The 26,232-nt window shown below is 53.5% G+C and carries 20 protein-coding genes; 1 reads left to right on the forward strand and 19 read right to left on the reverse strand.

Annotation, left to right across the window (positions count from 1 at the left end; all coding sequences use genetic code 11):
- Positions 1 to 52 precede the first annotated feature (52 nt).
- From aspS to FYJ35_RS11975, 19 genes are all read right to left on the reverse strand, one after another.
- Positions 53 to 1,840, reverse strand: a complete 1,788-nt coding sequence (gene aspS, locus FYJ35_RS11885; RefSeq protein ID WP_154526811.1) for an aspartate--tRNA ligase — start codon at positions 1,838 to 1,840, stop codon at positions 53 to 55.
- Positions 1,841 to 2,119: 279 nt separating this feature from the next.
- Complete coding sequence (gene nrdG / locus FYJ35_RS11890; RefSeq protein ID WP_154526813.1) at positions 2,120 to 2,704, reverse strand: anaerobic ribonucleoside-triphosphate reductase activating protein; 585 nt, start codon at positions 2,702 to 2,704, stop codon at positions 2,120 to 2,122.
- A 274-nt stretch (positions 2,705 to 2,978) separates the two neighbouring features.
- A complete protein-coding gene (gene nrdD / locus FYJ35_RS11895) occupies positions 2,979 to 5,234 on the reverse strand; it encodes an anaerobic ribonucleoside-triphosphate reductase (RefSeq protein WP_328597083.1) in 2,256 nt (751 codons plus the stop codon).
- A gap of 472 nt (positions 5,235 to 5,706) precedes the next feature.
- Positions 5,707 to 6,288, reverse strand: a complete 582-nt coding sequence (locus FYJ35_RS11900) for a hypothetical protein (protein ID WP_154526815.1) — start codon at positions 6,286 to 6,288, stop codon at positions 5,707 to 5,709.
- Positions 6,289 to 6,294: 6 nt separating this feature from the next.
- Complete coding sequence (locus tag FYJ35_RS11905) at positions 6,295 to 6,522, reverse strand: DUF1858 domain-containing protein (RefSeq protein ID WP_235906562.1); 228 nt, start codon at positions 6,520 to 6,522, stop codon at positions 6,295 to 6,297.
- A gap of 92 nt (positions 6,523 to 6,614) precedes the next feature.
- Positions 6,615 to 7,451 carry a carbohydrate ABC transporter permease gene (locus tag FYJ35_RS11910; RefSeq protein ID WP_154526817.1) on the reverse strand — a complete coding sequence of 279 codons (837 nt, stop codon included), beginning with the start codon at positions 7,449 to 7,451 and terminating at the stop codon, positions 6,615 to 6,617.
- Positions 7,452 to 7,454: 3 nt separating this feature from the next.
- On the reverse strand, positions 7,455 to 8,342 hold the full coding sequence (locus FYJ35_RS11915) for a carbohydrate ABC transporter permease (RefSeq protein WP_154526819.1): 888 nt from the start codon (positions 8,340 to 8,342) through the stop codon (positions 7,455 to 7,457).
- Between the two features lie 101 nt (positions 8,343 to 8,443).
- Positions 8,444 to 9,772 (reverse strand): extracellular solute-binding protein, encoded by a 1,329-nt coding sequence (locus FYJ35_RS11920; protein ID WP_154526821.1) that lies wholly within the window; start codon positions 9,770 to 9,772, stop codon positions 8,444 to 8,446.
- Entirely contained in the window at positions 9,769 to 11,577 is a 1,809-nt protein-coding gene (locus FYJ35_RS11925; protein WP_154526823.1) for a glycoside hydrolase family 13 protein, read from the reverse strand. The genes FYJ35_RS11920 and FYJ35_RS11925 overlap by 4 nt, the downstream gene beginning before the upstream one ends.
- Positions 11,574 to 12,632: a LacI family DNA-binding transcriptional regulator gene (locus tag FYJ35_RS11930; protein ID WP_154526825.1), complete on the reverse strand. Its 1,059-nt coding sequence runs from the start codon at positions 12,630 to 12,632 to the stop codon at positions 11,574 to 11,576. Before FYJ35_RS11930 ends, FYJ35_RS11925 begins: the two co-directional genes overlap by 4 nt.
- A 562-nt stretch (positions 12,633 to 13,194) precedes the next feature.
- Positions 13,195 to 14,916, reverse strand: a complete 1,722-nt coding sequence (locus FYJ35_RS11935; protein ID WP_154526827.1) for a carbon starvation CstA family protein — start codon at positions 14,914 to 14,916, stop codon at positions 13,195 to 13,197.
- A 287-nt stretch (positions 14,917 to 15,203) separates the two neighbouring features.
- A complete protein-coding gene (locus tag FYJ35_RS11940) occupies positions 15,204 to 15,800 on the reverse strand; it encodes a hypothetical protein (RefSeq protein WP_154526829.1) in 597 nt (198 codons plus the stop codon).
- Between the two features lie 687 nt (positions 15,801 to 16,487).
- Complete coding sequence (locus FYJ35_RS11945; protein WP_154526831.1) at positions 16,488 to 18,530, reverse strand: right-handed parallel beta-helix repeat-containing protein; 2,043 nt, start codon at positions 18,528 to 18,530, stop codon at positions 16,488 to 16,490.
- Positions 18,531 to 18,542: 12 nt separating this feature from the next.
- The gene (locus FYJ35_RS11950) at positions 18,543 to 19,595 is read right to left on the reverse strand and encodes an NAD(P)-dependent alcohol dehydrogenase (RefSeq protein ID WP_154526833.1); all 1,053 of its coding nucleotides are present in this window, start codon (positions 19,593 to 19,595) and stop codon (positions 18,543 to 18,545) included.
- A gap of 4 nt (positions 19,596 to 19,599) precedes the next feature.
- On the reverse strand, positions 19,600 to 19,752 hold the full coding sequence (locus FYJ35_RS11955; RefSeq protein ID WP_154526835.1) for a hypothetical protein: 153 nt from the start codon (positions 19,750 to 19,752) through the stop codon (positions 19,600 to 19,602).
- On the reverse strand, positions 19,742 to 21,760 hold the full coding sequence (locus FYJ35_RS11960; RefSeq protein ID WP_154526837.1) for a right-handed parallel beta-helix repeat-containing protein: 2,019 nt from the start codon (positions 21,758 to 21,760) through the stop codon (positions 19,742 to 19,744). The genes FYJ35_RS11955 and FYJ35_RS11960 overlap by 11 nt, the downstream gene beginning before the upstream one ends.
- Before the next feature lie 43 nt (positions 21,761 to 21,803).
- Entirely contained in the window at positions 21,804 to 22,643 is an 840-nt protein-coding gene (locus FYJ35_RS11965; RefSeq protein WP_154526839.1) for a carbohydrate ABC transporter permease, read from the reverse strand.
- A gap of 3 nt (positions 22,644 to 22,646) precedes the next feature.
- Entirely contained in the window at positions 22,647 to 23,537 is an 891-nt protein-coding gene (locus FYJ35_RS11970) for a carbohydrate ABC transporter permease (protein ID WP_154526841.1), read from the reverse strand.
- 129 nt (positions 23,538 to 23,666) lie between these two features.
- Positions 23,667 to 24,998 carry an extracellular solute-binding protein gene (locus FYJ35_RS11975; RefSeq protein ID WP_154526843.1) on the reverse strand — a complete coding sequence of 444 codons (1,332 nt, stop codon included), beginning with the start codon at positions 24,996 to 24,998 and terminating at the stop codon, positions 23,667 to 23,669.
- Between the two features lie 255 nt (positions 24,999 to 25,253).
- Between FYJ35_RS11975 and FYJ35_RS11980 the strand changes: the two genes are divergently transcribed.
- The gene (locus FYJ35_RS11980) at positions 25,254 to 26,114 is read left to right on the forward strand and encodes a helix-turn-helix domain-containing protein (RefSeq protein ID WP_205839827.1); all 861 of its coding nucleotides are present in this window, start codon (positions 25,254 to 25,256) and stop codon (positions 26,112 to 26,114) included.
- Positions 26,115 to 26,232: the final 118 nt, after the last annotated feature.

The following is a 26,232-nucleotide window of genomic DNA, read 5'->3' on the forward strand; positions in this document are numbered from 1 at the left end:
GAGCGGCAGAGCCTGATTCTCTCTGCCGCTTTCATGTCTTCTGTATTTCCTGTTACTCGGCTTCTTCATCCTCCTCAGCCGTGCACCGGATGTGAAGCTCATCCAGCTGCTGCTGCGTCACCTCGGAGGGCGCCCCCATCATGACATCCTGCGCAGTTTTATTCATCGGGAACGGAATGACTTCCCGGATGGAATCCTCGCCTGCCAGCAGCATCACCATGCGGTCGATGCCCGGTGCGATGCCAGCATGAGGCGGTGCCCCATAGGTGAAGGCATTGTACATCGCCGGGAATCTCTTCTTGACATCTTCCTCACCGAGGCGGACCATCTCAAACGCCTTGACCATGATTTCCGGATCATGGTTCCGGACCGCTCCGGATGAAAGTTCGATGCCGTTGCACACGATATCGTACTGGTCTGCCATGATCGACAGCGGATCGATTTCGCCTCTCTCCGCCTTCAGCAAGGTTTCAAGCCCGCCGCTCGGCATGGAGAATGGATTATGACAGAACTCCAGCTCTCCGGACTCCTCGCCGATCTCATACATCGGGAAGTCCACGATCCAGCAGAACGCATACTGTTCCTTATCCATATGTCCAGGAACTGCCGCACCAAGCGTCTTGACCAGAACACCTGCTGTCTTCTGCGCCTGGGAAAGTTTTCCTGCCGAAAGCGCAACGAAGTCACCCGGCTTCAGATTCAGCTTTTCAAATACCTGCTCCTTGATCGGCTTGACAAACTTTGAAATGCCTCCGACCAGCTCACCCTGCTCGTCCACACGGAACCAGTATGGCTTGTCACCTGCCTGGACTTCAACGCCGGCCAGCGTCTTGTCGATGAACTTTCTGGTCTCATTGAACCCGCTCACCACGACCGCTTTGACGACACCGCTCTCAAACGGCCCGAAGCCGCAGCCGCCCAGCACATCGGTCACATCCTGCACATACAGATCAATTCTCAGATCCGGCTTGTCTGTCCCATACTTCTCCATCGCTTCCCTGTATGGAATCCGGAGAAACGGAGCCTCAGACGCTCTGTCGTAGGTGCCGTATTTCGCAAACACCGGCGGAAGGACATCCTCCATCACCTGGAATACATCCTCCTGGCTTGCAAATGCCATCTCCATATCCAGCTGATAGAACTCACCCGGCGAGCGGTCCCCGCGGGCATCCTCATCGCGGAAGCAGGGGGCAATCTGGAAATAACGATCAAAGCCAGCTGTCATGAGCAGCTGCTTGAACTGCTGCGGAGCCTGCGGCAGCGCATAGAACTTCCCGGGGTGCTTCCTGGCCGGAACCAGGTAGTCTCTCGCGCCTTCCGGGCTGGAGGCTGTCAGGATCGGCGTCGTGATCTCCATGAAGCCATGATCCGTCATTGCCTGCCTGAGCGCCGCCACAACCTGGCATCGAAGGATAATGTTCTTCTTCACCTCCGGGTTGCGAAGATCCAGATAGCGGTATTTCAGCCGCTGGGACTCATCCGCCTCACGGCTGCGGTTGATCTCAAAGGGGAGTTCGCTATGGAAGCACTTTCCAAGCACTGTCACCTTCTGCGGGACAACCTCAATCTCGCCAGTTGCCTGCTTTTTATTCTTGGAGCTTCTCTCCCGGACCGTCCCGGTCACCTGGATCGTGGATTCCTTCGTGATATCCTTGAAGAGTCTTACCATCTCTTCTGTCTCGGCAACGACCTGCGTGGTTCCGTAAAAATCTCTCACAACAACGAACGCAAGACCGGCAGAAACAACACGCATATTCTCAAGCCAGCCCGCAAGCGTGACCGTCTTGCCAACGTCCCCAATGCGAAGCTCGCCACATGTGTGCGTACGCGACTGCATCATACTCTACCTCCTGACGCGGGCCTGAACTTCCGCACAGACGCCTCAGCTGACGACCTGAAAGAACCCCCGCCTTATATTTTCACACTCCGGATATTCTACTATTTCAGCCGGTTTCTGTAAACCAGCCATCCTGCAATTATGCCGGTTCGCCGCAAAGCCTTCGCCGCAAAACTGTCCCGCCACCGAATCATTGCCCGGCATCGCTCACCTTGCCCGCCGCTCTCCGGATTCATGCGGCATCGCTCACCTTCCGCCGCTTCCGGGCACATCCGGCCTCTCTTACGGCGCAGTCCTGGTCGGGATGTAAACACCCTCATAGTGCTTGATCTCATGATCCCGCTTCCGCTCATCCGGGACCTGATACCCGTGAAGCCCGATCAGGCGCTGATTGCTGCTCCCGCGAAACAGGAGCGTGGAATCCTTCTTCTCCAGTACAAACTCGCCATCCACCAGACAGTCAATATAGGAAAGCATTTCATCTGTAACTTCCGTCCGGACCTTCACCCCTGTGCTGGATACGCTGTCGCTCAGAAGATCCTCCTCATAGGTATATCCGGTGTAGCACCAGATATCTTTCTTTGGATACGTTTCCCTGACCTTTCTGAGCAGTTTCACCAGCACATGCTGGTTCTCCGGCTCAAAGGGCTCCCCGCCCAGGAGCGTCAGTCCCTGGATATACGCTGGGCTCAACAGCCGTAGAAGCTCCGCCTGCGTCTCTTCCGTATAAGGTTTTCCATACTGGAAATCCCAGGCCATCGCATTGAAGCACTCCCTGCAGTGATGCCGGCAGCCTGACACAAACAGGCTGACCCTCACGCCCGGTCCGTCGGCAACATCGACTCCTTTGATATTTGCGTAGTACATATCGCTTCTCCACTCCCGTTGTTCTTACGTCTCCCGGGCGCCATCCCACCCGCGCCTGACGCTGCACTCTCACAGCTTCCTTACCCCTGCGCCCGGCGCTGCACTCTCACAGCTTCCGCACCTCTGCGCCTGCCCGGTTCAATCAGGCATCTGCATGCCACCCCCGGCCTGTTTCAAACCTGAAGAAACAGGCGCCCGCTTCAATCGGGCGCCTGTTCCCATCATTCATATAGTGATTCAGATACTGTTGTCCCCCGCACCTGCGTGCGCACGATTACAGATGCAGCACCCTGTCCTTGATCTCCTGTGTTCTTCCCTGGTTCCAGAACTGGGTTCCGATATAACCACAGGTACGTCTTGCGACGGACATCTTGGTCTGGTCGGTATTGCCGCAGTTCGGGCAGACCCAGATCAGCTTCCCGTGCTCGTCCTCGTGGATCTGAATCTCCCCATCATATCCGCAGACTTCGCAGTAATCGCTCTTGGTGTTGAGCTCCGCATACATGATGTTCTCATAGATGAACTGCATAACCGAAAGCACCGCCGGAATGTTATCCTGCAGGTTCGGCACTTCCACATAGCTGATTGCGCCGCCCGGGGAGAGCTTCTGGAACTCCGACTCGAACTCCAGCTTGCGGAACGCGTCGATCTTCTCCCTGACATTCACATGGTAGCTGTTGGTGATGTAGTTGTGATCCGTGACATCCTTGATGATGCCAAACCGCTTCTGCAGACACTTTGCAAACTTGTATGTTGTGGATTCCATCGGCGTACCGTAGAGCGAGTAGCTGATATTCTCCGCTTTTCTCCACTTCATGCAGTAGTCATTCAGCGTCTGCATGACCTTCAGCGCAAATGGTTTTGCCTCCTCGTCGGTGTGGCTCTTTCCGGTCATCTCCACGCACATCTCATACAGGCCGGCGTAGCCGAGGCTGATGGTCGAGTAGTTGCCGAACAGCAGCTTGTCGATCTTCTCATCCTTCTTGAGTCTTGCGAGCGCACCATACTGCCAGAGAATCGGCGCTACATCTGACGGAGTGCCCATGAGTCTTTCATGGCGGCAGCGGAGTGCCCTGTGGCAGAGCTCCAGCCGATCGTCGAGAATCTTCCAGAATTCGTCGAACTTGTCTGTCCCGGCCTTCTCCGCTTCTTTGACAGCAGAGCAGGCAACATCGACCAAGTTGATCGTGACAACACCCTGATTGAAGCGGCCATAGTACTTGTGCTGCCCCGGCGTATAGTCCCCCGCCTCTGCCTTGTTTCCATCGTTGCAGAGCCCTTCCGGCTGCTGCTCGTTGTCCGGTGTCAGGAAGCTTCTGCAGCCCATGCACGGGTAGACATCCCCCTTGAGCTCCTTCATCTTCTTCGCGGAGATGTAGTCCGGCACCATTCTCTTCGCTGTGCACTCTGCAGCAAGCTTCGTCAGATACCAGTACCTGGAGTCCTCTGTGATGTTGTCCTCATCCAGCACATAGATCAGCTTCGGGAACGCCGGCGTGATCCACACGCCCTTCTCATTCTTGACGCCCTGCATCCGCTGGCGGAGCACTTCCTCAATCAGCATTGCAAGGTCTTCCCTGGTCTGCCCCTCCGGCACCTCGTCCAGGTACATGAACATCGTCACAAACGGTGCCTGGCCGTTGCAGGTCATCAGCGTGATCAGCTGATACTGAATCGTCTGGATTCCCCTTGTGACCTCATCCTTCAGACGGATCTCCGCGATCGACTCAACCTTCTTCTCGTCGATCTCTTCACCAACCGCCTGGAGCTCCTCCGCCGTCTGTTTTCTGAGTTTCTTTCTGCTGATGTCGACAAACGGTGCCAGATGCGCCAGCGTGAAGGACTGCCCACCGTATTGGTTGGATGCCACCTGCGCGACGATCTGCGTTGTAACGTTCGCCGCTGTGTAGAAGCTGTGCGGCTTCTCAATCAGTGTCTCGCTGATGACCGTCCCGTTCTGAAGCATATCCTCCAGATTGATCAGATCGCAGTTGTGTTCCTTCTGCGCATAATAGTCCGAATCATGAAAATGGATGATCCCCGCTTCATGCGCCCGGACAACTTCCTCCGGAAGCAGGATTCTGCGGCTCAGATCTCGGCTGACCTCTCCGGCCATGTAGTCACGCTGAGTGGAGTTGATGACAGGGTTCTTGTTGGAGTTCTCCTGCTTCACTTCCTCATTGTTCTGCTCGATCAGCGCCAGAATACCATCGTCCGTCGTGTTGGACTTGCGCGCAAGCGTCCTCTTATAGCGGTAGCGGACATACTTTTGTGCCACCTCAAAGCCGCGCATCTCCATGATGCCGGTCTCGACCATGTCCTGGATGTCCTCGACATTCACCGCATGTGGCGCCTTGCGGACCTCGCGGGCGACGTTCTCGGACACCGCGCGGATCTGCACATCACTCATCTGGTGGATCGGATCCACTTCCTTGTTCGCCTTCGCGATGGCATTGAAAATCTTCTCAATGTCAAACGTAACTTCCTCTCCGTTGCGCTTGATCACGTTCGTCTGTACATTCTCTTCCACGATAACTCCGCCCCTTCCCACTGATTCATCATACAATACCTCATCATTGCCGGAATTCTTCTGCAAACACCCCCGGGCCGTCTGTTTATTCTGTCAGCAGTCCTCCATATTTCATTTGCTATATCCAGATATAGGCATGTATGTTTTCGTATTCACAATATCTTGTATGTTCGTGCCTTGCTATCATATCGCAGCGGTTCTCCTTTTGCAACATGGCAAAATAGACAAACTCCTGACTGCCTTTCTCGAAGGCCATTCCGCAGGACGTTTCAGAAACGCGGAAAACGGGCATCTCTCCAAACGCTTCTTCACTGACAGACGGCGCGCGTTCCGGCTGATGAGCCCGGGCATATCAGGGTTTCAGCGGCTTCTACACACGCTTCGTGCAATTTGACGAAAAAATCCCCGCAGGGTCAAAGGGCCCTGTGGGGATTTCTCTTCCTGTCAGTCCGCACCGCGGCCTGATCGATATTCATGATCTTTTACGGATTGTGTAATGCATCCCGTCGTTCTCATCCAGCACAAACGGTGTGCGATCCAGCATTCCCGCCATCACACTGCTGCGGAGCCTGTAGTAGTCAGCCGCATCGCCGTTCCACCCGGCTGCATGGATGTCCTCCGCCATATGCCAGGAAACCTGGTCATCGGAGCTTTCGTCGACAACATTCACCCTGTCGCACGGCATCCCGTTGACAAAGAAATCCTCAAACGCACGGTAGATATCGGAAGCCGAAGCGGCATCCGGCCTGTTGTCCTGTCCGAACGCATATGCGACGCCGAGAAGCGCCTCCATGCGCTCCGGATGTCCGGAAAGCACACCCTTCACCAGAGAAGCAAGCCTTGTCTCGGAATCCGCGATGCGGCTCTGCAGCCATCCGTGGATATTGGAGACATCGATCACGCTTTGCAGCTCCGGGAGGCGCGCCGTAAAGCTTTCCGGCTCTCCGATCCACCCCTTCTCCGCTGAGTAGGAGGCCAGCTTTCCAGTCAGCTCCTCCTGTTTTCCGATTTTATTGTACAGCCAGTAGTGAACCGGCCCCAGATATGCTCTCATCGCTTCTCACCCTCTGTTCTCTGCAATCTTGCTGTTGACCTCTTTCACGACCGCCTCCGCGTCCACACCGTGGACCATGCAGGCATCCCGCAGGCTCTCCCCGAGGGAAGCCGGACAGCCAAGACAGTGCATACCGATTCCGAGCAGGACATCCGTCGTCTCCGGGTACTGACTCACCAGCTCCCCGATCAGTGTCGTCTCATCTACATACTTGCTTTCCGCCATATCCACCATACGTCACTCCTTTATGCTTTTTTCGTTGTCTTCCTGTATGGTGGCATTATAATGAAGTATGGGCAACTTTTATGTTGTCCTGGCAACACATGTTATCCCTTCACGCTTCCGGCCGTCAGTCCCTTTACAAAGAATTTCTGACAGGAAATGAAGACGATGAGGATCGGAATCAGGCTGAAGACGGACAAGGCAAACACATATCCCCACTGTGTGAACTGGTGCTGCCCGAAAAACCCGGAGATGGCAATCGGAAGTGTCCGCTTCATGTCATCGTTGATTACGGTATTCGCCCACGGGAATTCCTCCCAGGCTGTCAGAAAATTAAAAATTGAGATGGAAGCAATGCCCGGCTTCGCAAGCGGAAGCACCACATGGAAATACACGGTAAACACATTTCCGCCATCGATATAAGCCGCTTCATCCAGCTCCCGCGGAATGTTCTCCACGAATCCCTTGATCATAAATGTTGAATACGGGATGACCCAGGCAGTGTAAAAGGGGATCAGCCCGCCGATGCTGTTGATCGTATGGAGCTTCACGGCCAGCTCATACTGCGGCACAATCATCGTTGTTCCGGGAATGATCATCGTCAGGATGATGAACGCAAACAAAAATCTCCTTCCCGGGAACCGGAACCGCGCGATACAGAACGCGAGTGCGGAGGATACGACTGCCGACAAAGCAACCGTACTCACGGAAACCAGAACGCTGTTGAGAAAATTGCGCAGAAATCTGCCCTGCGAGAGAATGTACCGATAATTTTCCAGCGTGATTTCCTTCAGTTTTGGAAAGAACTTCGGCGGATACTCATACAGAGCACCGTTCGGCTTCAGCGAGGTGCTGATCATATACACCATCGGCAGGACAACGATTACCATGCCGGCGATCAGAAGGACATACATCCACAGAGCTGTTCTCTTCTTCCTCATGGTTCAGTCATCCTCCTTCCTCTGCATAAGCCCAAACTGCACAACAGCCAGAACCGCCAGGACAAGCGCAATGATGAAAGACAGTGCTGCCGAATAGCCGAACTTGCCGCTGCTGAATGCCTTGTAGTACATCCATGTCAGGACAACCTCTGTCGCGTGCCCCGGCTTGCCGTCCGTAATCAGCTTGGTAGAAGTATAGACGTTGAAACCGCCAATCGTGAGCATGACAAGGGCAAACAGGATGGTCCCTCTGATTCCCGGCAGCGTCACGTGAACAAACCGCTGCCAGGCGCCGGCGCCGTCCATCGACGCGGACTCATACAGGGACTGCGGCACCTGCTGCAGCGCCGCCAGAAAGACGACCATATTCCAGCCGATCCCTTTCCAGATTCCCAGAAGCATGGCAACTGTCATGCCTCCCCACCTGGAATCAAGCCAGTGCACATTCTGGGACGTCACATGGACCACATTTGTCAGGAAATAATTCAGCATGCCCTCCGTATTGAAAACATACTTGAAAACCAGGGAGGCAATGACCCAGGATGTGATGACCGGAAGATAATAGGCAACCCGAAAGAAAATCTTCGCATGCGTGATCGAATTGATCAGCATGGCGACGAACAGCCCGAGCATCATCTGCGCCGGGACAGTCACCAGCGTATAGACGATGGTGTTGGCAAACGCAACCCTGAAGTTTTCATCCCCCAGTACGGTGCGGTAATTATCAAATCCTATGAATTTCTGGTCAAAGAATGAGCCGAAATCCCATTTGAAAAAGCTCATCCAGAAGAGTCTGACGATCGGATAAAAGGTAAAGATACCAAAGATCAGCAGTCCCGGCAGCAAAAGCGCAAGAACCCGGACTTTATTCCAGCCTTTCAGTTTCATCATGCTGCAGTCTCCTTTAAAATGGGGCAGCCGCAGGTTTAAATGCGCCCTGCGGCTGCCCCGGATATCATATAACCCGCAATCCAGGAGAGGCGGGTTGCCGGTTATTCTTCCGCAAGCAGCTCATCCACCTCAGCTGCCAGCTGATCCATCGCATCCTGCGCCGTGGTGTCCCCATTCACCACACCTGTAACAGCCTCGGAAAGCTTGCTGTCGATTTCAGACCAGCTTGCCACAGTCGGGCGGGATTTTGCCGTCTTCAGCTGCTCGATGTAAGGCGCAAAGTCCGCCTTTTTCACCGTATCGCTCTCAAGCGCTTCCTTGTTGCATGGGATCTGCCCGCACTTTGCCATGGCCTCCTGTGCATACTCACTGGTCATGAACTTCATAAATTTCCACGCAGCATCCTTGTGGGCTGACTTGAACATTCCGATGTCCTCACCGCCCAGGACGGATACCGAGCCGCCATCTCCTGCCGGAACCGGCGCGACAGCATACTCAAGGTCCGGATAAGCGCCCGCCAGCTCAGAGACCTTCCACGGTCCCTCCAGAAGCATCATGTAGCGCCCTGTTCCGAAGCCGTCTGTCATCGGGATATCTCCGCTGTTCCAGCCGGTGATCGCACCTTCCTTCGCAAGATCTGCGAACATCTGGATCGCCGCGACCGTCTTCTCCCCGTTCAGATAGCCGGTTGCCTTCGTCTGGTCCTCATTTGTGATGGCTCCGCCCATGCTCCAGATAAACGGGCAGAGGTTCCAGCCGGACAGGCCGGGTTCATCATATCCCCATACCTGCTGACCATTTTTGTTGGTTCCGGAAAGCTTCCGGCAGGCCTCTGCGAACTCATCCATCGTCTTTGGCACATCCACACCTGCGTCCTTCAGTCCCTGGACGTTGTAATAGAGAATTTTTGTATTGGTATTCAGCGCCAGTGCGTAGGAGTCTCCTCCGATCTGCGCAGTTGTCATGGCGCTCTCCAGAAGTCCGCCGGAGACATCGCCGAAGTCACTCATTTCCTGATTCAGCGGCACCAGAATCCCCATCTTCTGGAATTCCGGAACCCAGGCACTGTCCAGCCTTGCAACGTCCGGAAGCGTATCGGACTGGGCGCTGATCAGAATCTTGTCATGAAGATCCGCCCACTCGTGGGAGACCGCATTGACCGTGATCCCCGGATGCTCCTTCTCAAACTTCGGAATCAGGTCATTCATCAGCGTTTCATTCTCCGGCGATTGTGCGCTATAATGGTGCCAGAAGTTCAATGTAACTTCTTCAGACGGAGCCGCAGCTTCTGTACCGGATGCCTGCGTTTTGACTGAATCCTCATCCTTCACTGAGGATTCAGCCGCTCCTGCTGTCATACTTCCTGCCAGCGCCATGCACATCGCTGCCGAGAGGATGGCCGTCTGGATTCTGCCTGAACACTTCTTCATAAGATTCCCTCCTTTGTCTGATCTTCCTTGAATATGACCGCTGAATACGGTGCGAGCGTCACATTCAGATATCCCTTGTAATGAATCACATCTTCATTCAGAAAATGCTGCTGCGCTTCCTTTTCTGTCGAGATAAGCGCCCTTTCCTGCCGGCTTTCATCTGTCTGCAGCAGTACCCTGAAACGTCCCTCTGACACAACCGGTACCCGCAGATCACAATCATCCACGCCTGTGTTCACCAGGATATAGATGGCATTCCGTCCTTCACCCCGGAAATACCCGTATACATCCTTACAGCAGAGGATTGTTCTCTGACGTCCCGTCCGAAGAGCCGGCTCCTTCTTCCGGATACGGATCAGACTTCTGTACAGCTCATAAAGTTCCTGATCCCGCTCACTTTCCTCCCAGATCATGCACCTGCGGCAGTCCGGGTCATTCTCCCCCTCCATGCCGCACTCATCGCCATAATAGATAGACGGCGAGCCCATAAAGCTCATCTGGAGGACGACCGCCAGCGCCATCTTCCTCCGGTCGCCGCCGCACAGCGTCAGAAACCGTTCCGTGTCATGGCTGCCGAGTGGAAGAAACATCGAAAGATCCATATCCACCGGATAGTCGGACAGCATCTTCTGGATTCTGGCGTCAAATTCCTCCGCCCGGATTGTTCCAAGCGCGATGAAGTCCCGGACCGCATCCCGAAACATATAATTCATGATGCTGTCCATCTGCGTGCCGTTCATCAGCCTCAGTCCGCTCCCCCAGGTCTCCCCCAGCAGAAGCATATTCGGATGCTTCTGCTTCAGCACAATCCGTGCCATCTCCCAGACGCTCTCGTCGACTTCATCCGCGACATCCAGCCGCCACCCATCGATCTGGAATTCCGATATCCAAAAATCCATCACGCGCAGGATGAACGCCCGAACTTCCGGATTTCCGCTGTTGAGCTTCGGCATGTACTTGTACGCACCGACACACTCGTAGTCATGATGAGTGATGTCAAACGGAAAATCCCTGACGAAAAACCAGTCCCTGTAGCGGGAGCGCTCCTGGTTTTTCAGCAGATCCTGGAATGGCTCAAAATGGATCCCGCAGTGGTTGAACACTCCGTCCAGGATAATCCGCATCCCGGACGCATGAACCCGCTCCACCAGTTCCTTCAGATCCTCATTGGTCCCGAACTGCGGATCGACCTCAAAGTAGTCTGTCGTTGCATACTTGTGATTGAAATCGCCCTTGAAGACCGGATTCAGATAGAGACAGTCCACGCCAAGTTCCTTCAGGTACGGCAATTTCCTGATAATTCCCCTTAAATCACCTCCCATGTCATGCACTCTGTCCGGCGGGCTGCCCCACGGCATGCACCCATCCGGGTCATTGCCCCGGTCTCCGTTGCAGAACCGTTCCGGAAAGATCTGATAGAACACCTGTCCCCTCGCCCATGCCGGCACTGTGACGGCATCGGTCGTGTTCGCGTACAGGAATTCGAAAAATCCATCCGTCGGACAACGTTGCGAAAAACCATGCGCTGAATAGTACAAGGCATCGTCAAACCGGAAATAATACTTCTGATACCGGGCGATCTGGTGAAACGTAACGACTGCTGCATAATAATCGAACAGCTCGTCCCGATACTCCCACACCATCGGAATCTCCCGGACCTTTTCCGGCTCTGTCCTTGCAAAGCAGAACAGGGTGCAGCGCTGTACATCTGCTCTGGCAGTCCGTATCCTGAAAACCAGCGTTCTGCGGTTTTGAAGATAAACATCCGGGTATGTCCCGGTATGCCTGACTGCTTCTCTGATCATTGACCCTCCTTTCCCGCTGATGACATCCGCCTGATCAGGCTGGCGCCGATCAGCACCTGCCTGGGCGGCCTGTCGGCCTCATGTATGCTCTGTATCAGAAGCTCTGCCGCAGCCTTCCCGAGTCTGGATGTATCCACATCCACCGCCGTAAGCGGCGGGTCCATGAAAGGTGCCAGCGGGTAGTTATCGAAGGTCACCACACCAGCCTCCTCCGGGATCCGGATCCCCGCCCCGCGAAGGGCGCGCAGCACATGATACGCAATCTCATTGTCCGCGCACAGAAAAGCATCCGCTTTCCCCTCGCCGACAAGTCTGACAGCCAGCTCCTCCAGCTTCGCTGCCTGTCCGTCCGTCCAGAATTCCGCATCTGCCTGTTCAGGCGGACGCGGCTGCCCGTCCGGCTCCTCCACATATATCACCTGCGGAGGACATATTTCCGTCACACCATCCTGATAGCCGTAAATTCGGTTCCTGGCAAAAACGGTTCTGTCGTTTCGGACAATCATGACAATCCTGCGAAACCCCTGCCGGCAGAGGTGAACGACCGCCTCCCTGCTTCCTTTCCGGTTATCGACATCCACCCAAGTCGTTCTCGTCTGGCCGATTTCCGGCTCTCCGAGCACAACAAACGGAAAATGCTCTTCCTCCAGGAACTTTACGGTTTCCTCATCGAGGCTGGCCGGTGGAATAATCAATCCGTCCACCCGCTTTTCATAGACCAGCGACCGGATCGAGGAGACCGGCCGGTTGTTCGTAATCAGGAGGCTGTAGGCATGCTCCTGAAGTGTTTTCTCGATCGCATACACACTCCGGTTGAAAAAACTGTTGGCGAAGGTTCCTTCGTCCGCTGCGTCAATCACAAGCCCGATGGTACAGGATGCGCCGCTTGCCAGGTTTCTGGCCGTACTGTTCGGGTGGTAGTTCAGCTTTTTCATTGCTTCTCTGATCTTTTCCTGGGTCTCCTCCGATATCGGAGCCGTCCGGTTGACCACCCTTGACACCGTGGAGGGAGACACACCAACCATCTTTGCAATGTCCTTGATCGTCGCTGCCATACTGGTTCCCTTCTGCAGGCTGTCTGTCTCTGTCCGCCTGAAAATCTTCTCTTCATGCAATCGTTTGCATGAATGTTGTAAAATATATGCAATCGTGCAACCGATTGCATACTGAATATATACGTCATTCTGTTTTAATTGTCAACATATCTTCAGGTTCATCTGTCCATTTTTATGAAACCTGCACAACCTAAGGGCCCTATTTTTATGCAATCCTTCAATCGAGCAGGGCCGATTCACCCTGCCCCCTCGTTTCGTCGCCCCCGCCGTCCTCTCGTGCTTCGCACTCGATGATGTGCGGTCGCCAGGTGCCATGATGCAAGCAAGCTTGCATCATGGCTTCTGGCTCGTCGCTTTCACAAAAAAGAGGCACGGAACGCTTCCGTGCCTCTCTCCGAGAAACAATTGCTTCCCTGCTTATTCACTTGTCAGAGATGCATTCCCGCACCATTTTGATACGGCCACAATATCCAGTCAGGTCTGCTCCGGTTGTTTTGGTGCAGTTTGAAACATCTAACCGCTCACAACCTGCCCCCTGTGTGATACTAAATGATTCCGGATATCAAGCCACACTTGCCTTCTTCTCAAGGCTCTGCTTTCTCATGGTTCTGATGGAATCCACCGCAAGAATCAGCGCCAGTACAACAAGAAGGACAGCAATGACGGTTCTTGCGACATCCCATCCGAAGTCTGTCGCCGCACCGGACGTCAGCGCGTTCATATTCTTGATGACCGTCTGGATCAGGGATGTGACCGTGACGCAAAGCATGAAGACCATCGGGATATAAAACATCTTGTTTTTCTTCCCCACCTTGCCGAGCCAGGTTGCAACGGCAAGCAGGCCGACAGCAGCCAGCAGCTGGTTTGATGCGCCGAACAGCGGCCAGATGTTCATGTACCCGGTCATGCCGAGTCCGACTCCAAGCACCACCGTCAGGATGGAGGAGAAGTACGGATTGACAAGAACCTTCTTGAAGCCCTTCGCATCTGCGACCGTCTCGCCCGGAGCCAGCCAGAATTCCTGGAACGTATATCTTGCCAGTCTCGTGGAGGTATCCAGCGAGGTCAGGCAGAAGACAGAAATCGCAAGGATCAGAAGCGAGCGGATAACATTCTCAGCGCCCGAAAGGCCCGGAAGAACCGCAACCATCTTCGCGATCCCGATGGAAAATACCTGCATCGGGTTCGTTGTCGTTCCGGATGAGAAATCCTTCCAGAGATAGCCGACTGCGCAGATCGTGCACAGTCCGAGCACGCACTCGATCAGCATGGAGCCGTAGGCAACCGGCAGCGCATGCTTCTCATTGTCGAGCTGCTTGGATGTCGTGCCGGAAGATACCAGCGAGTGGAAGCCGGAAATCGCGCCGCAGGCGATCGTGACAAACAGTGCCGGGAACAGATATCCCTGTGTCTTGTTATAGAATCCTGTGAAGGCCGGCATCTGGGAAATGCTCGGATGCGCGCCGAAGATCCCGACGACTGCAAGAGCCATCATGAAATACAGCAGGAAGGAGCTCAGGTAGTCTCTGGGCTGAAGCAGGATCCAGACCGGAACGATGGATGCCGCCGCGATATACACCCCGATCAGAATCATCCATGTCCTGTTATTCAGATAAATCGGATGCCAGTTCAGTCCGATCGCAATGATTGCGGCAATCGCCACCACACCGGCAATCGTGGACACCAGGAGCGGTGCGTTTCTTCTGTAGATCATGAAGCCAAATGCAATTGCGATAACGATGAACAGAATGGAAATCATCGCCGTCGACGCATTGGTCGCGCTCGCCGCCTTGTCCAGGACACCGTTCGTGTAGGTCGCACTGAAGGTTCCGGCAACCATCGAAGAGAATGCTGCGATAACCAGAAGCAGGGTCAGATAGGTGAACACCAGAAACAGCTTCTTCATCTTGCTGCCCATGGTATCGCCGATGATCTCGCCGATTGACTGTCCCTTGTGGCGCAGCGAAGCAAACAGAGCGCCGAAGTCATGCACCCCTCCGAAGAAAATGCCTCCGATCAGGATCCAGAGCATAACCGGCACCCATCCGAAGACGGCTGCCTGGACCGGTCCGGTAATCGGGCCTGCTCCCGCGATGGATGAGAAATGATGTCCCATCAGCACAGGTGCCTTTGAAGGTACGTAGTCGACGCCGTCCTGGTATTCGACAGCCGGCGTCTTTCTCGACGGATCGATACCCCATGTCTTCGCGAGCCATCTGCCGTAAAACAGATATCCGCAGGCAAGGACAACGATACCGACGAACAGTATCACTGCAGCATTCATTGTGTTTCCCTCCTCTTGTTTCCCTTGCCGTTCCGCTGCCTGCTCTCCATTCTTCTCCTTCAGTCCCGGATCTGAATGTCCGTGCGGCCGCGCTCCGGCTGTTTCTTTGCTGCCGGTCTCCCGGCTATATCATCAGCGCCTCATGGCGCAGGATGAACCATCTCATGACAGGCACTTCTTCCGTCTGTCTTCCATATGACTTTCAGACTGAACGATTTCCATCCGGCCGGAACAGCCGGTACGCCAATCGTACACCAGCCGGCTGACTGCCGGCAAAGCAGTGGCAATCACCGGATCAGCTGCCGCAACAGCTTCAGGTTATCATGCCCGCCGAAGTTTGCAGCGGCCTTCCCGCTTCCCAGTGTCATCAGGCCAGTGTGGAAATCCATCCATCCGTCGATTGAAAAACGGAAACTCTTGTGCAGCCGGCACTTTTTCAGAAGCTTCTCGGCACCCGGCGTACTTTCGTCACAGACCACAAGAAGCGTCAGTGTCGTGCACATGTGTCCTTTCCCGGGATGAATCAGCTTCATGCCCTCCTCGTAGACATACTGTTCCAATGTCCGGTAAGTCTCCTCTGTCAGCTGCGGCATCGAAAAGATATAGCAGTGTTCCCTGCTCTCCGCACTCCAGAGCTCATTCTTCTTCGACAAAACATACTGTGCATTGCGCACGGAAAAGTCGCAGCGGCAGATCAGTCCGTCCGGGCCCTCCAGTATCTCAGCTGAGGTCGATTCTGTCTGCTGAGGCGTTGCCCCCGCAGCCTCCTTCGCCGTTGTCTCTGATCGGGGCGCATTGACGGCTTCCGCAGAGACCCCCGGGATGATGTCGTAGTACCTGCGGTATGAACTGACCAGCTTTTCCACATATTGTCCGCGATCCATACGGCATACCTCCCTTCCGTTTTTACGCTGGTCCCTGCGTCCCCTCGCTGCCTGGCGCTTATTTCTGCTGTCCGGCTTTCTTCCCTGCTGCGAACAGGTGCATCGCTGTGAATGCAGTCAGCAGCTCTCGGGGCTGATCCACTAAAAAAAGCCCCCGCCTGCACATAAACCTGCACTGTGCAAAGGCGGAGACTTTCATCTTCGTGGTACCACTTTGCTTGCTGCCAAGGGCAACCTCTCTGTCTGTCGCGGATATCCGCTGCGTCTGCTGCGGAGGATCCTGAAACAGCTCATCATATAACGGTGATCACCGGCGGCATCTACTTCATCTGCCAGGACGATATGAACCCCGCCCGGCATCCGGTTCAATGTGCTGCTCGCAGATGAGACTCATCCGAACTTCCCATACCGCTTCTCAGCACCCGCGGCTCTCTGTGATGTTCCACTCGTGAGCATGTTCTGGTCATTGCATTTCTCAGTTGTCTGTCGGCTCTTTCGAGCTTGAACAGAATGATACCACCTGTTAATCCTTTTGTAAACCAAACGTTTTTCTAATTTTGCAGTGTTCTCATGAATTATTTCGGCATCTGTGCAGATAATTCTCTGTGCGGTTCTCCCGCGCCCATCTGCCTGACGCCGTTAAACCGTTCGTGCTGAATCATGCGCGCTTCCGACAAGGCCCGGATCTTACACCGTTCCCCACTGGTATACGGTCCTGCCGTCAGCCTCCTCCGAAAACGGTCCGGGAAGCGGAGCTGCCCCTCTGTGCGCACCGAAGTAGTCCTCATTGAAGACGATTCTGCTGCCATCCGGGTTCTCAAACCGCTCTTCCGGCTCAAAGGCTTTCCCAAGCGTATCTGAGTCAACGATGGCGTCCGTGAAGCCCGACTGTCTCAGCCATTCTCCGATGTTCGTTCTCAGGATGACGCTGCCATCCCGCTCCTCCACATCCGCATAAGGCGCCTCCGGGAGCATTGACGCATCAGGGATGCAGCTACTTTTCTCATGAGTCCATGCCTCTGCCCCGTTCAGATAGAAGTTCCCCTCAGACCAGACCGGAAGCTTGTCAAAATGATGCGGCTCAAGCTTCTTCATATCCGGAACATCCGAGTCCATATCGAACCAACTGATCCATTCCTCATAGGTCGGATAGCTGTCGAACACTGCCGTCCCCACCTTCCGGTTGTCCCAGTCCGCTGCGCCCGGCTCACTGTCGCTGGCATTGAGATAGTCCGCGGACGGCCATTTCTGCAAAAATACGTTGTTGTAGAAGCGGTCATCCCCGTGCAGGATGGTCATGAAGCCCATGACCTCCGTCCGGTGCGGGATGTGGTACGGAGTGTAGCGCTGTCTCAGCAGGCCGTCCACGATCGCATCTGTTCCACCTCCCACGACGGTAAAGGCACCGCAGATGAGATTGTGCACCATCGCGACCCCCTCTGTCGCAAATCGGAGCGAGACATCGGAGAGCAGGATGTTGTTGTCGATCAGCGTCGGTCCGTGGCCAACCTCGACGAACAGATCCTGGCTGCACATGCCGCCCGGAAGCCGCTTTGCCCCCTCAGGCGCCTGATTGCGGTACAGCAGGTTCTGCGTGATCCTCGTTCCCTGTGCCTCCCAGTCGCACCAGATGCCCATCGTGCAGTCATGGATCCAGTTTCTCCTGATCGTCACATCGATGGCTGCATGCATCTTGATGCCCGCAATCTCCGCGCCGCCAAGCTCCATCATATTGTTGATATGGTGAATATGGTTGTCCTCAATCACGCTGAAGACACCGCCCATGCGGCCGATGATTCCGCCCTGCTCGCAGTCATGGATGTTGTTGCGGCGGATGATATGGCTTCCGATCTTTTCCTTCAGCCAGCCATAATACTGTCCTCTGCAGACCGCGTCGCGCTCCATCTGAGTCGGACTCTTCACGTGTTTTGTCGTAAAGTAATGGTCATTCTCCGGGTCATAGTACTTGCCCAGTCCGATGCCGGAGCACTTGCTGTTCGAGATCTCGCAGTCCTCGATGATCCACCCCTTTGACCAGTGCGGACCGATCATGCAGTCCTGGAAAGCGGCCGGCGGTGCCCAGGTCGTCGCAGCCTTTGTCACCACGAAACCGGAGACTGTGATGTACCCGATCCCCTCCTGCTGCGGCATGAAGCACTCTCTGCGAACATTGATCTCCACATTTTCCTTGTTCGGGTCCTTGTCCTGGAAATTTGCATAGAAGACCGTCTCATCTCCGTCCTGCTCCGCGTACCACTGGTAAACAGACTCCTCCGGCCGCCAGGAGTACGGGCTTTTCTCCGCCTTCAGGCAGTCCTCCAGCGTCCTCGCCTCATACAGCATCCGGTCATTCAGGTAGACCGCTCCGGTGTGTCTGCCCTTTCCGGCAAAGTACCAGTCGCCGTAGACATAGGTCGTATACGGGTTGTAGTCCCCGAAGATGCCGTTCCTGACGCGTGCTGTCCAGACAGTTCCCTGATACCGCTCCCAGTCTTCCAGCTTCTCCGCGCCGGTGATCACTGCACCGAGCTTTTTCTCGCTCCTGTAGATAATCCGTGCGTCCGGGCGCCCGGCGTTCTTCGGGTCTACATACTCGCGGTACACCCCGGGTGCCACAACAACCTCATCTCCAGGCTTCGCCACACTCGCGGCATCCTGAATATGCCGGAACGGCCTGTTCTCACTGCCGTCTCCCTGAAATGAGGCAGCAGCGTTGACATAGTAAATCATCCGTATCTCCCTTCACCCCTTGACCTTGATCACTGCCTTGACCAGATCCGTCCGATTATTGACACATTCCTGATAGGCATCATCGATATGATCGAAGTCAAACTCATGTGTGACAATCTGCTTGACATCAATGGCTCCCTTTGCAACTGCAGCAATCGCCTTCGGGAAGATATTTCTGTATCTGAAAACAGATTTGATTGTCAGTTCCTTATCCATGATCTGCGCAAAGCTATAGCTGATGTCTGACTGAACAGAAATCCCTACCAGAACAACGACACCGCCGCGCCTTGCAAGATAAGGTGTCTGCTGAATGCAGACTGCAGCCCCGCTCGTCTCAAAGACCTTGTCTGCCCCGCGTCCCCCGGTCAGTTCGGCAACACGCTCCAGCACATTCTCCTTCCCGCTGTTGATCACAACGTCTGCGCCCAGCTCTTTTGCCTTGTTAAGTCTGGCCTCCACGATATCCGCTACGATAATCTGCCCTGCTCCGTGAGCCTTCGCTGACAGAAGCGTGCAAAGTCCGATGCACCCGCTCCCCAGAATGACCACGGTATCTCCGACGCCAACGCCGCCCTGGTTCGCCGCGTGAAAACCGACAGACAGCGGTTCGATCAATGCGCCTTCCTTTGTGCTGACATTGTCAGGAAGCTTGAAGCACCAGTCTGCGGGATGCTCGATGAATTCCTCGTTACAGCCGGGAACCGGCGGGGTAGCGAGAAACTGTACATCCGGGCACAGATTATAATATCCGGTTTTGCAGAACTCACAATGTCCGCAGGTGACACCCGGCTCCAGCGCAACCCGGTCTCCAACCTGAAGATTTGTGACGCCCTCTCCAACCTCGACAACTGTTCCTGCCGCCTCATGCCCCAGCATATAATCCTGCGTCAGGTCAACTGTATAAGCGCCAACCTTACCGGCATGATAATAATGAATATCTGACCCGCAGATCCCGATGTATTCCAATGCTACAACTACATTTCCCGGTCCCGCAGCAGGTTTTTCAATCTCTTTGATGATCATATGATCAAGCCCTCTCATGAAGGCTCCCTTCTGAGTTGCCATCTTTTTATTCCTCGCTTTCTCTCTTGTCATTCTGATCAGCAGCCCCTGCCTTCCAGGCACTGCTCAGGCTTATTACACCCTCCATATCAGCCATGCCCCTGTTTTCCGGCATCATCTCACGTTCATTCCCGGCAGGCTGCCATTTTTCAGAAGACAATCATTTCATCCTGAATCTCCGCAAATGGTCCTGCAGCCGGCTCGATTCCTCTTGGATGATCGAAATAATCCAGGTTAAATACAATTGGCTTTCCATCCGGCTCCTCGAACCGCTGTTCAGGTTCAAACGCCATCCCAAGTGTATCGGTCGAAACCACCGGGCATGTTCCCGTCGGAAGAGCTCTCATCAGGTCCGTCCTCAGCACCATCTGCCCCTGTTCCGATTCCAGAAGTTCAATGTGCACCTGATGTTCTCTGTCCACAATGGCACCCGATTCATGATTGAAAGGCTGCGCTCCGTTGAAGTAGAGATTGCCGCTTGTCATTACCGGAAGATGGTCATAGTAGAAATCCCGGCACACGCCATCCTGTCCATGATAGCCCGCAAAGGTCTCCTTATACATCTCTAAATCCGGATAATCGTCATAGGGCTTCGTTCCGCAGACAAACTGATATTCATTCCGACCATAAACGTCGTGTTCCTCTGCATAGGCAATATAGTCCTTCCGGATCGGTCTCTGGACAAATATATTGTTGTAGAAACGGGCATCTCCGTGAAGAATCGTCATGAACCCTGCCACATCTGTTCCGTGCGGCACATGGTATGGTGTATAGCGGTTTGTCGGGAACTTCTTCCCACCGTTGTCTGTTCCGCCGCCTACCCATGTAAATGACCCGCAGATCAGATTATGGACAAATGCGATCCCCTGCGCGCTGATTCTTGCCGCGCAGTCCGACAGCAGAAGATTGTTGTCAACCAGAGTCGGACCGTGAGAAACCTCTATGAACAGATCCTCGCCGAGCGACAGACCTGTTCCGATTCTGGTTCCTTCCGGTGTCGTGTTGTCGTGGAACAGGTTCTGTGTAACCCTTGTCCCCTGGGCCTCCCAGTCCAGCCAGATTCCTCTTGTACAATGATGAATATGATTTCTCCGGTAGGTCACATCAATGGCGGCATGCATCTTGATTCCGCCGATCTCGGCTCCGGTAAGATCCTGCTTGTTGTTGATGTGGTGAATCTCGTTGTCCTCAATCAGAGAAAAAACACCGCCAAGATGGCCGACGATTCCCGTCTGTCCGCAGTCATGAATATTGCAGCGCCTGACCACGTGGGAACCGACTGTTTCCCTTGACCATCCTTCCCGCTGCGCCTGGCAGACACAGTCCCTTTGGGTCTGCGTCCCGTCCTTGAAAAACCAGGTCGACCACTTATTTTCATTTCCCTTCTGAAGATACTTTCCGAGGGAAATACCGCTGCATCTTGAGTCTGAAATCTCGCAGTCCTCTATAATCCAGCCCTTTGACCAGTGTGGCCCGACCATCCCGTCCTGGAATGCTGTCGGTGGCGCCCATTGTGTCGCCGCCTGACGGATTACAAATCCAGAGAGCGTAATATAGCTAATTCCCTCCTTTGATGGGAAGAAGCACCGCCGCCTCACATTGATTTCCACATTCTCTTTGTTCGGATCAGCCCCCTGAAAATTTGCATAGATCAGTGTTTCATCTTTCTGCCCGTCCTGGCAGGTATACCACTTGTGTTTTGTAAATGGAACATCCCAGGATTCTTCATAGAAAACCGGGTGAAGCACTTCGTCAAGCGAGGGTACCTCATACATAGCTTTTCCGTTCAGATAAAGTTCTCCCGTATGAACTGGCTGTGTTGCAAAGTACCAGTCTCCCTTTACGGGCGTTGTATATGGATTGTAATCTCCGAACACCCCGTTGGAGATATGTGCAAGATAGGTATCTCCCTCATAGTGTTCCCAGCGACCTGTCTTTTCAGCTCCTGTGATGATTGCTTTTCCCTTTTCCAGAGAGCGGTAGGTGATGCGGTGCCTGTCGTCTGTACCGCCCACTGCTGGATCTACCTCTTCACGATAGACGCCCGGAAGGACCGAAATCACATCCCCCGGCACCGCACAAGCCGCAGCTTCCCCGATGGTTCTGAATGGGTGATTTCTGGAGCCATCGCCCGATCTGAGTGCGGTTGATGATACAAAATATTCCATGTTGTCTCCCTGTTTGAATGACTTTTGGACCTGCTGTTCGCATTCATCCCTTGACGGCGCCCGCCATCATGCCCTTGATCAGCTTGTCCTGTCCGAAAATGAATACAATGATCATCGGCAGGATCGATATGAACAGCACCGTCAGAATCATCGGTGTATTCATGGTGTACTGCCCCTGGAACTCATTGACAGCAAGCGGAAGCGTTCTGTTAGCTGCGCTCTGTGTCAATGTCAAAGCAAAGCTGAATTCATTCCAGATATTGACGCCATCATAGATGACAAGTGTTGCCAGGCCTGGCTTCACAAGCGGAAGCATCACTTTTCCAAACATCTGATATCTGCCGCAGCCGTCAATCTCCGCCGCTTCCTCCAGCTCCTTCGGGATCGTTGCCATGAAGGTTGTCAGAATGAATACAGAAATCGGAAGATTGAATGCCACATATGGTCCGATCAATGCCCAGATACTATCGTACAGGCCTGTTTTCACACTCATCAGATACAGTGGAAGAAGCGTGATATGAATCGGAATCGACATGCAGGCAACGATGAATCCATGTATCGGTTTGTTCATCCTGAACTTCCATCTGGAAAGCGGATAGGAAGCAAACGCACTGAATGAAAGAAGGATCACCAGCGTAACGACCAGAACAACCAGGGAATTCAGAATGTATCTCCAGATTCTTCCGGATTCAAACAGGGCTTTGTAATTGCCCAGATAAAATCCTTCCGGAAGTGCAAATACCCCATTGTTCATCATTTCAAACTGCTGCTTAAACGTGCTCATGATCAGAAAGACCAGAGGGGTCAGACAGATCAGGAACCAGAGAACCACCAGAACCGCAACAATGATGGATGACGGTCTGAACTTTTTCTTTGAATTCATGACTTAGTCCTCCTTCCGGTTGAGCAGTCTCATCGTCACAATCGCGATGAGCGAAATCAGGATAAACATGCCGCAGGCAAGTGTGGATGCATATCCGTTTCTATGGGATTCAAATGCCATGGAATACATGTAGGTTGCCATGAGCTCTGAAGCATGGCTTGGTCCGCCCTTTGTAAGAACATAGACCAGATCGAAGTACTTCAATGAACCGACCATGGATAGAATCACCGCGCTCTTGATGGTCGGTTTCAGAAGCGGCAATGCAACTCTCCAGAAATACTGTCTTTCCGTTGCTCCGTCAATCATCGCTGCTTCCTTGACATCCTCGGATAATCCGCTGTATCCGGCCAGGTAATAGACCATATAGAATGGTGTAAACTGCCATGAAATAATGAAGATGCAGGTCAGAAGAACCTTCCCCGGGTTTCCGAGCAGGTCCACTCTTCCTCCTCCGAACAGCTGGGACAATCCTGTGACAAAACCTGTGTTTGCATCCAGTGCATAGCGGAACAGGTAGCCGATTGCAACCGAGCTCATGAGCATCGGGATGAACCAGATGACCTTTGCCACATTCCCCTTGCGTCCGACCTTGTCCAGCCAGGTTGCAAGGGCGATACCGATCGGCATCTGAATACAAATTGACAGCACCATCACGATCAGGTTGTTTCCAAATGCCTTCCAAAACACCTTATCGTGGAACATTTCCTTCCAGTTGCCGAAACCAACGAACAGTTTGTCCGTAATGCCGTTCCAGTCATATGCACTCGTCGCAAAAGAATCGATGATCGGATAGATAATAAAAATTGCGATCACAAGCAGCGCCGGAAACAGGAATACTGTCGAAGCCACTGCAATGGATTTCTTTCGTCTGAATGCGAGAGAAGTCTGCTGCATCTTTCCCTCTCTTTCTCTCTGCACTTCTTTCTGCAGGCCATTTCCGAAAGATGGGGTTGCCACTCCTCATGGCAGCCCCATCTTATAATCATCTATAAGTAAATCACGGATCAGGCAGCCGCCCGGTCATCAGGCCTCTGTCTCAGCTGACTCTGCCTCAGTCGACGCTGTTCCCTTCTTTGAAAGGTAAGCGGTCATTGCATCCTGAAGCTCCTTGTCTGCCTCGGCCGGTGTGATTGTCTTTCCGAAAATTTCCTGGCTGGTTGTCTTGTGAACCTCCGCAACCTCGCTCGGCAGATACTGGTCATACCAGAGCTGGATGCCCTTTGCCTTGCTGATCGTATCCAGGACTTCCTGGACAACCGGGTCGCTTGTCTTAAAGGACTTCAGCGGGATAATCTTTGCAAGATCGGTACGTTCCTTTACTGCCTCATCATCAAGCAGGGACTGAATGACCTTGAAGGCTGCTTCCTTGTCGGCGCACTTATTCGACACAACATAGAGGTTGTCACCGATGGTGCCGAGGCAGAGAGACTGATCCGCCTTCGAATCCGGAATCTCCGGGAACGGGAAGAATCCAAGCTTCCCGTCGTCAAGGAACTGCTTGTTCTCACCGGCAATGGTCATCGTGAACCAGGAGCCCATCAGATCCATCGCTGCGCTTCCTGTATAGAACAGCGCACGTGCCTGGCCGGAGTCATCATCCATGCCGTTGAATCCGTCACAGAAGTATCCCTTGTCGACCCAATCCTGAATCTTGGTTCCGGCGAACTCGAATGCATCATTCTCGAAAGAGCCCTTGCCCGCTGCCGCATCAGCAAATGGCTCCAGTCCGCCATAGCGGGTCGCCAGATACTGGAAAAACATCGAGCCCGTCCACTTTGTCGCGTTAGCAAGTGCAAACGGAGCCACGCCATTTTCGACAAGCGTGTCACAGATCTTCTCAAGATCATCAAGTGTCTTCGGCTCCTCAAGATTGTATTTATCGAACACATCCTTGTTGTAGAAGATTCCGGCAACGGAGATGTTCTCAACAGGAGCTGCCCAGATCTTATCCTTGTAGGTGCACTGTGCGATGCCGGCATCCACGAACTGATCCTTGTAGTTGTCCTTGTTCATGTATTCTGTCAGATCTGCGATCAGTCCCTGATCCGCGTAATCGTACATCGTCTGTCCGCCCCAGGTAATGAAGATATCCGGGAGGGTTCCGGCCTGCGCCGCGAGAGATACATCTGTCTTGAATGTATCATTCTGCTTCTGGACAACCTCGACGTCATAATCCGGGTTCGCCTCCATGAAGCGGTCGACAGAACCCTGAATGACATTCGCCATCTCGCCTGTCTGGATATGCCAGAGTGTCAGCTTGGTCTTTCCGGCTGCCTGTACTGTTGTCATGGATCCTGCCATCAGAGACAGGAGCATCGTTCCGCTGAGAACTGCAGATATCGCTTTCCGATTCATCTTATCCTCCATACATAATTCGCAAAAAATCATTCTTATCCGCGGCGGACTGGCCACCCCGCCACGTGAAATTCCGGCTGCAGCTTGTTCCTTTCGGTGACAACATCCTATCAGATCACTCCGATACCTTCTATCAATTTTCTTTGACATATATCAGTTTTCTTGGTATATTTCTTGTCTGAAATGCAGCATCATGACATAAAACAGGTGTAAATCTTGTTCATTTCCACGATGTTCACAAAGGAGGACTATGCAATGAGGCCACAACCGGAAACGTCTCCCCGCAATTCAGACAGGGCTGTAACCGCGATGCTTGGCGAAACCAGACGGGACAAGGAGATCATGAATGTTGTGCTGGAAAAGCAGGCGCGTATTCAGTTTTCATACATCGCGCGATCTGCCGTCCACAATCCATATGACGAAGAGGTCCGCCAATACACCAGTATTGAGAACGGCGACAAGGATAGTTATCTCAGAAGCATCCGTGAAGCTTACACAGGAGAGCTGGGAACCCTCTCGGATGACCCGATTCGAAATGAGCGAAACATGGCGATCGTCAATATCACGCTGGCATGCCGCGCAGCCATGCGGGCAGGCATCAACCCTGAAGTCGCCTATTCCCTTTCCGATGCAGAAATCCAATATTGCGAAGTATTAACTGATGTCCGGGAACTGAACCGCTACCGAAGCCTGTGCGAGCTGTTATTTCTGAATCTGGTTCATGAAAAAAAAGAAAGGGAACGGATGAAGAATGCCCCGGTTCCCCGGAAGGGGAGCCCGGAGCTGACTGTTGAAAGCTGCAAGGAATATATTGCCTGTCATCTGCATGAGAAAATACTGATCCGGGACATTGCAAAAGAATTGTTTGTCAATGCCGATTACCTGTCCGATATTTTTCATAAAAAGACCGGAACGACCATCACCCAGTATATCCGCCAGCATAAGGTACAGCTCATCTCCAACATGCTCACCTACTCCGACTACAGTTACCTGGAAATTGCCACCTACTTCGGTTATTCCTCCCAAAGCCATCTGGGCTCTGTTTTCCGGAAGGAAACAGGCATGACGCTTCAGCAGTACAGGGCAAAATACCATGTCAGAGAATTCCGCAAGTGACAATCCGTCATTCACTCTGCCTGCTCTTGACGATCCGGCTTTCCTGTGACAGAGTGGTAGCATCATGAAACAGCTTTGAAACGGATCAAAATTGGATCAGGATTCAGGTGCCTGGATG

This window comes from Porcincola intestinalis (assembly GCF_009696445.1).
Classification (GTDB): Bacteria; Bacillota; Clostridia; order Lachnospirales; family Lachnospiraceae; genus Porcincola; species Porcincola intestinalis.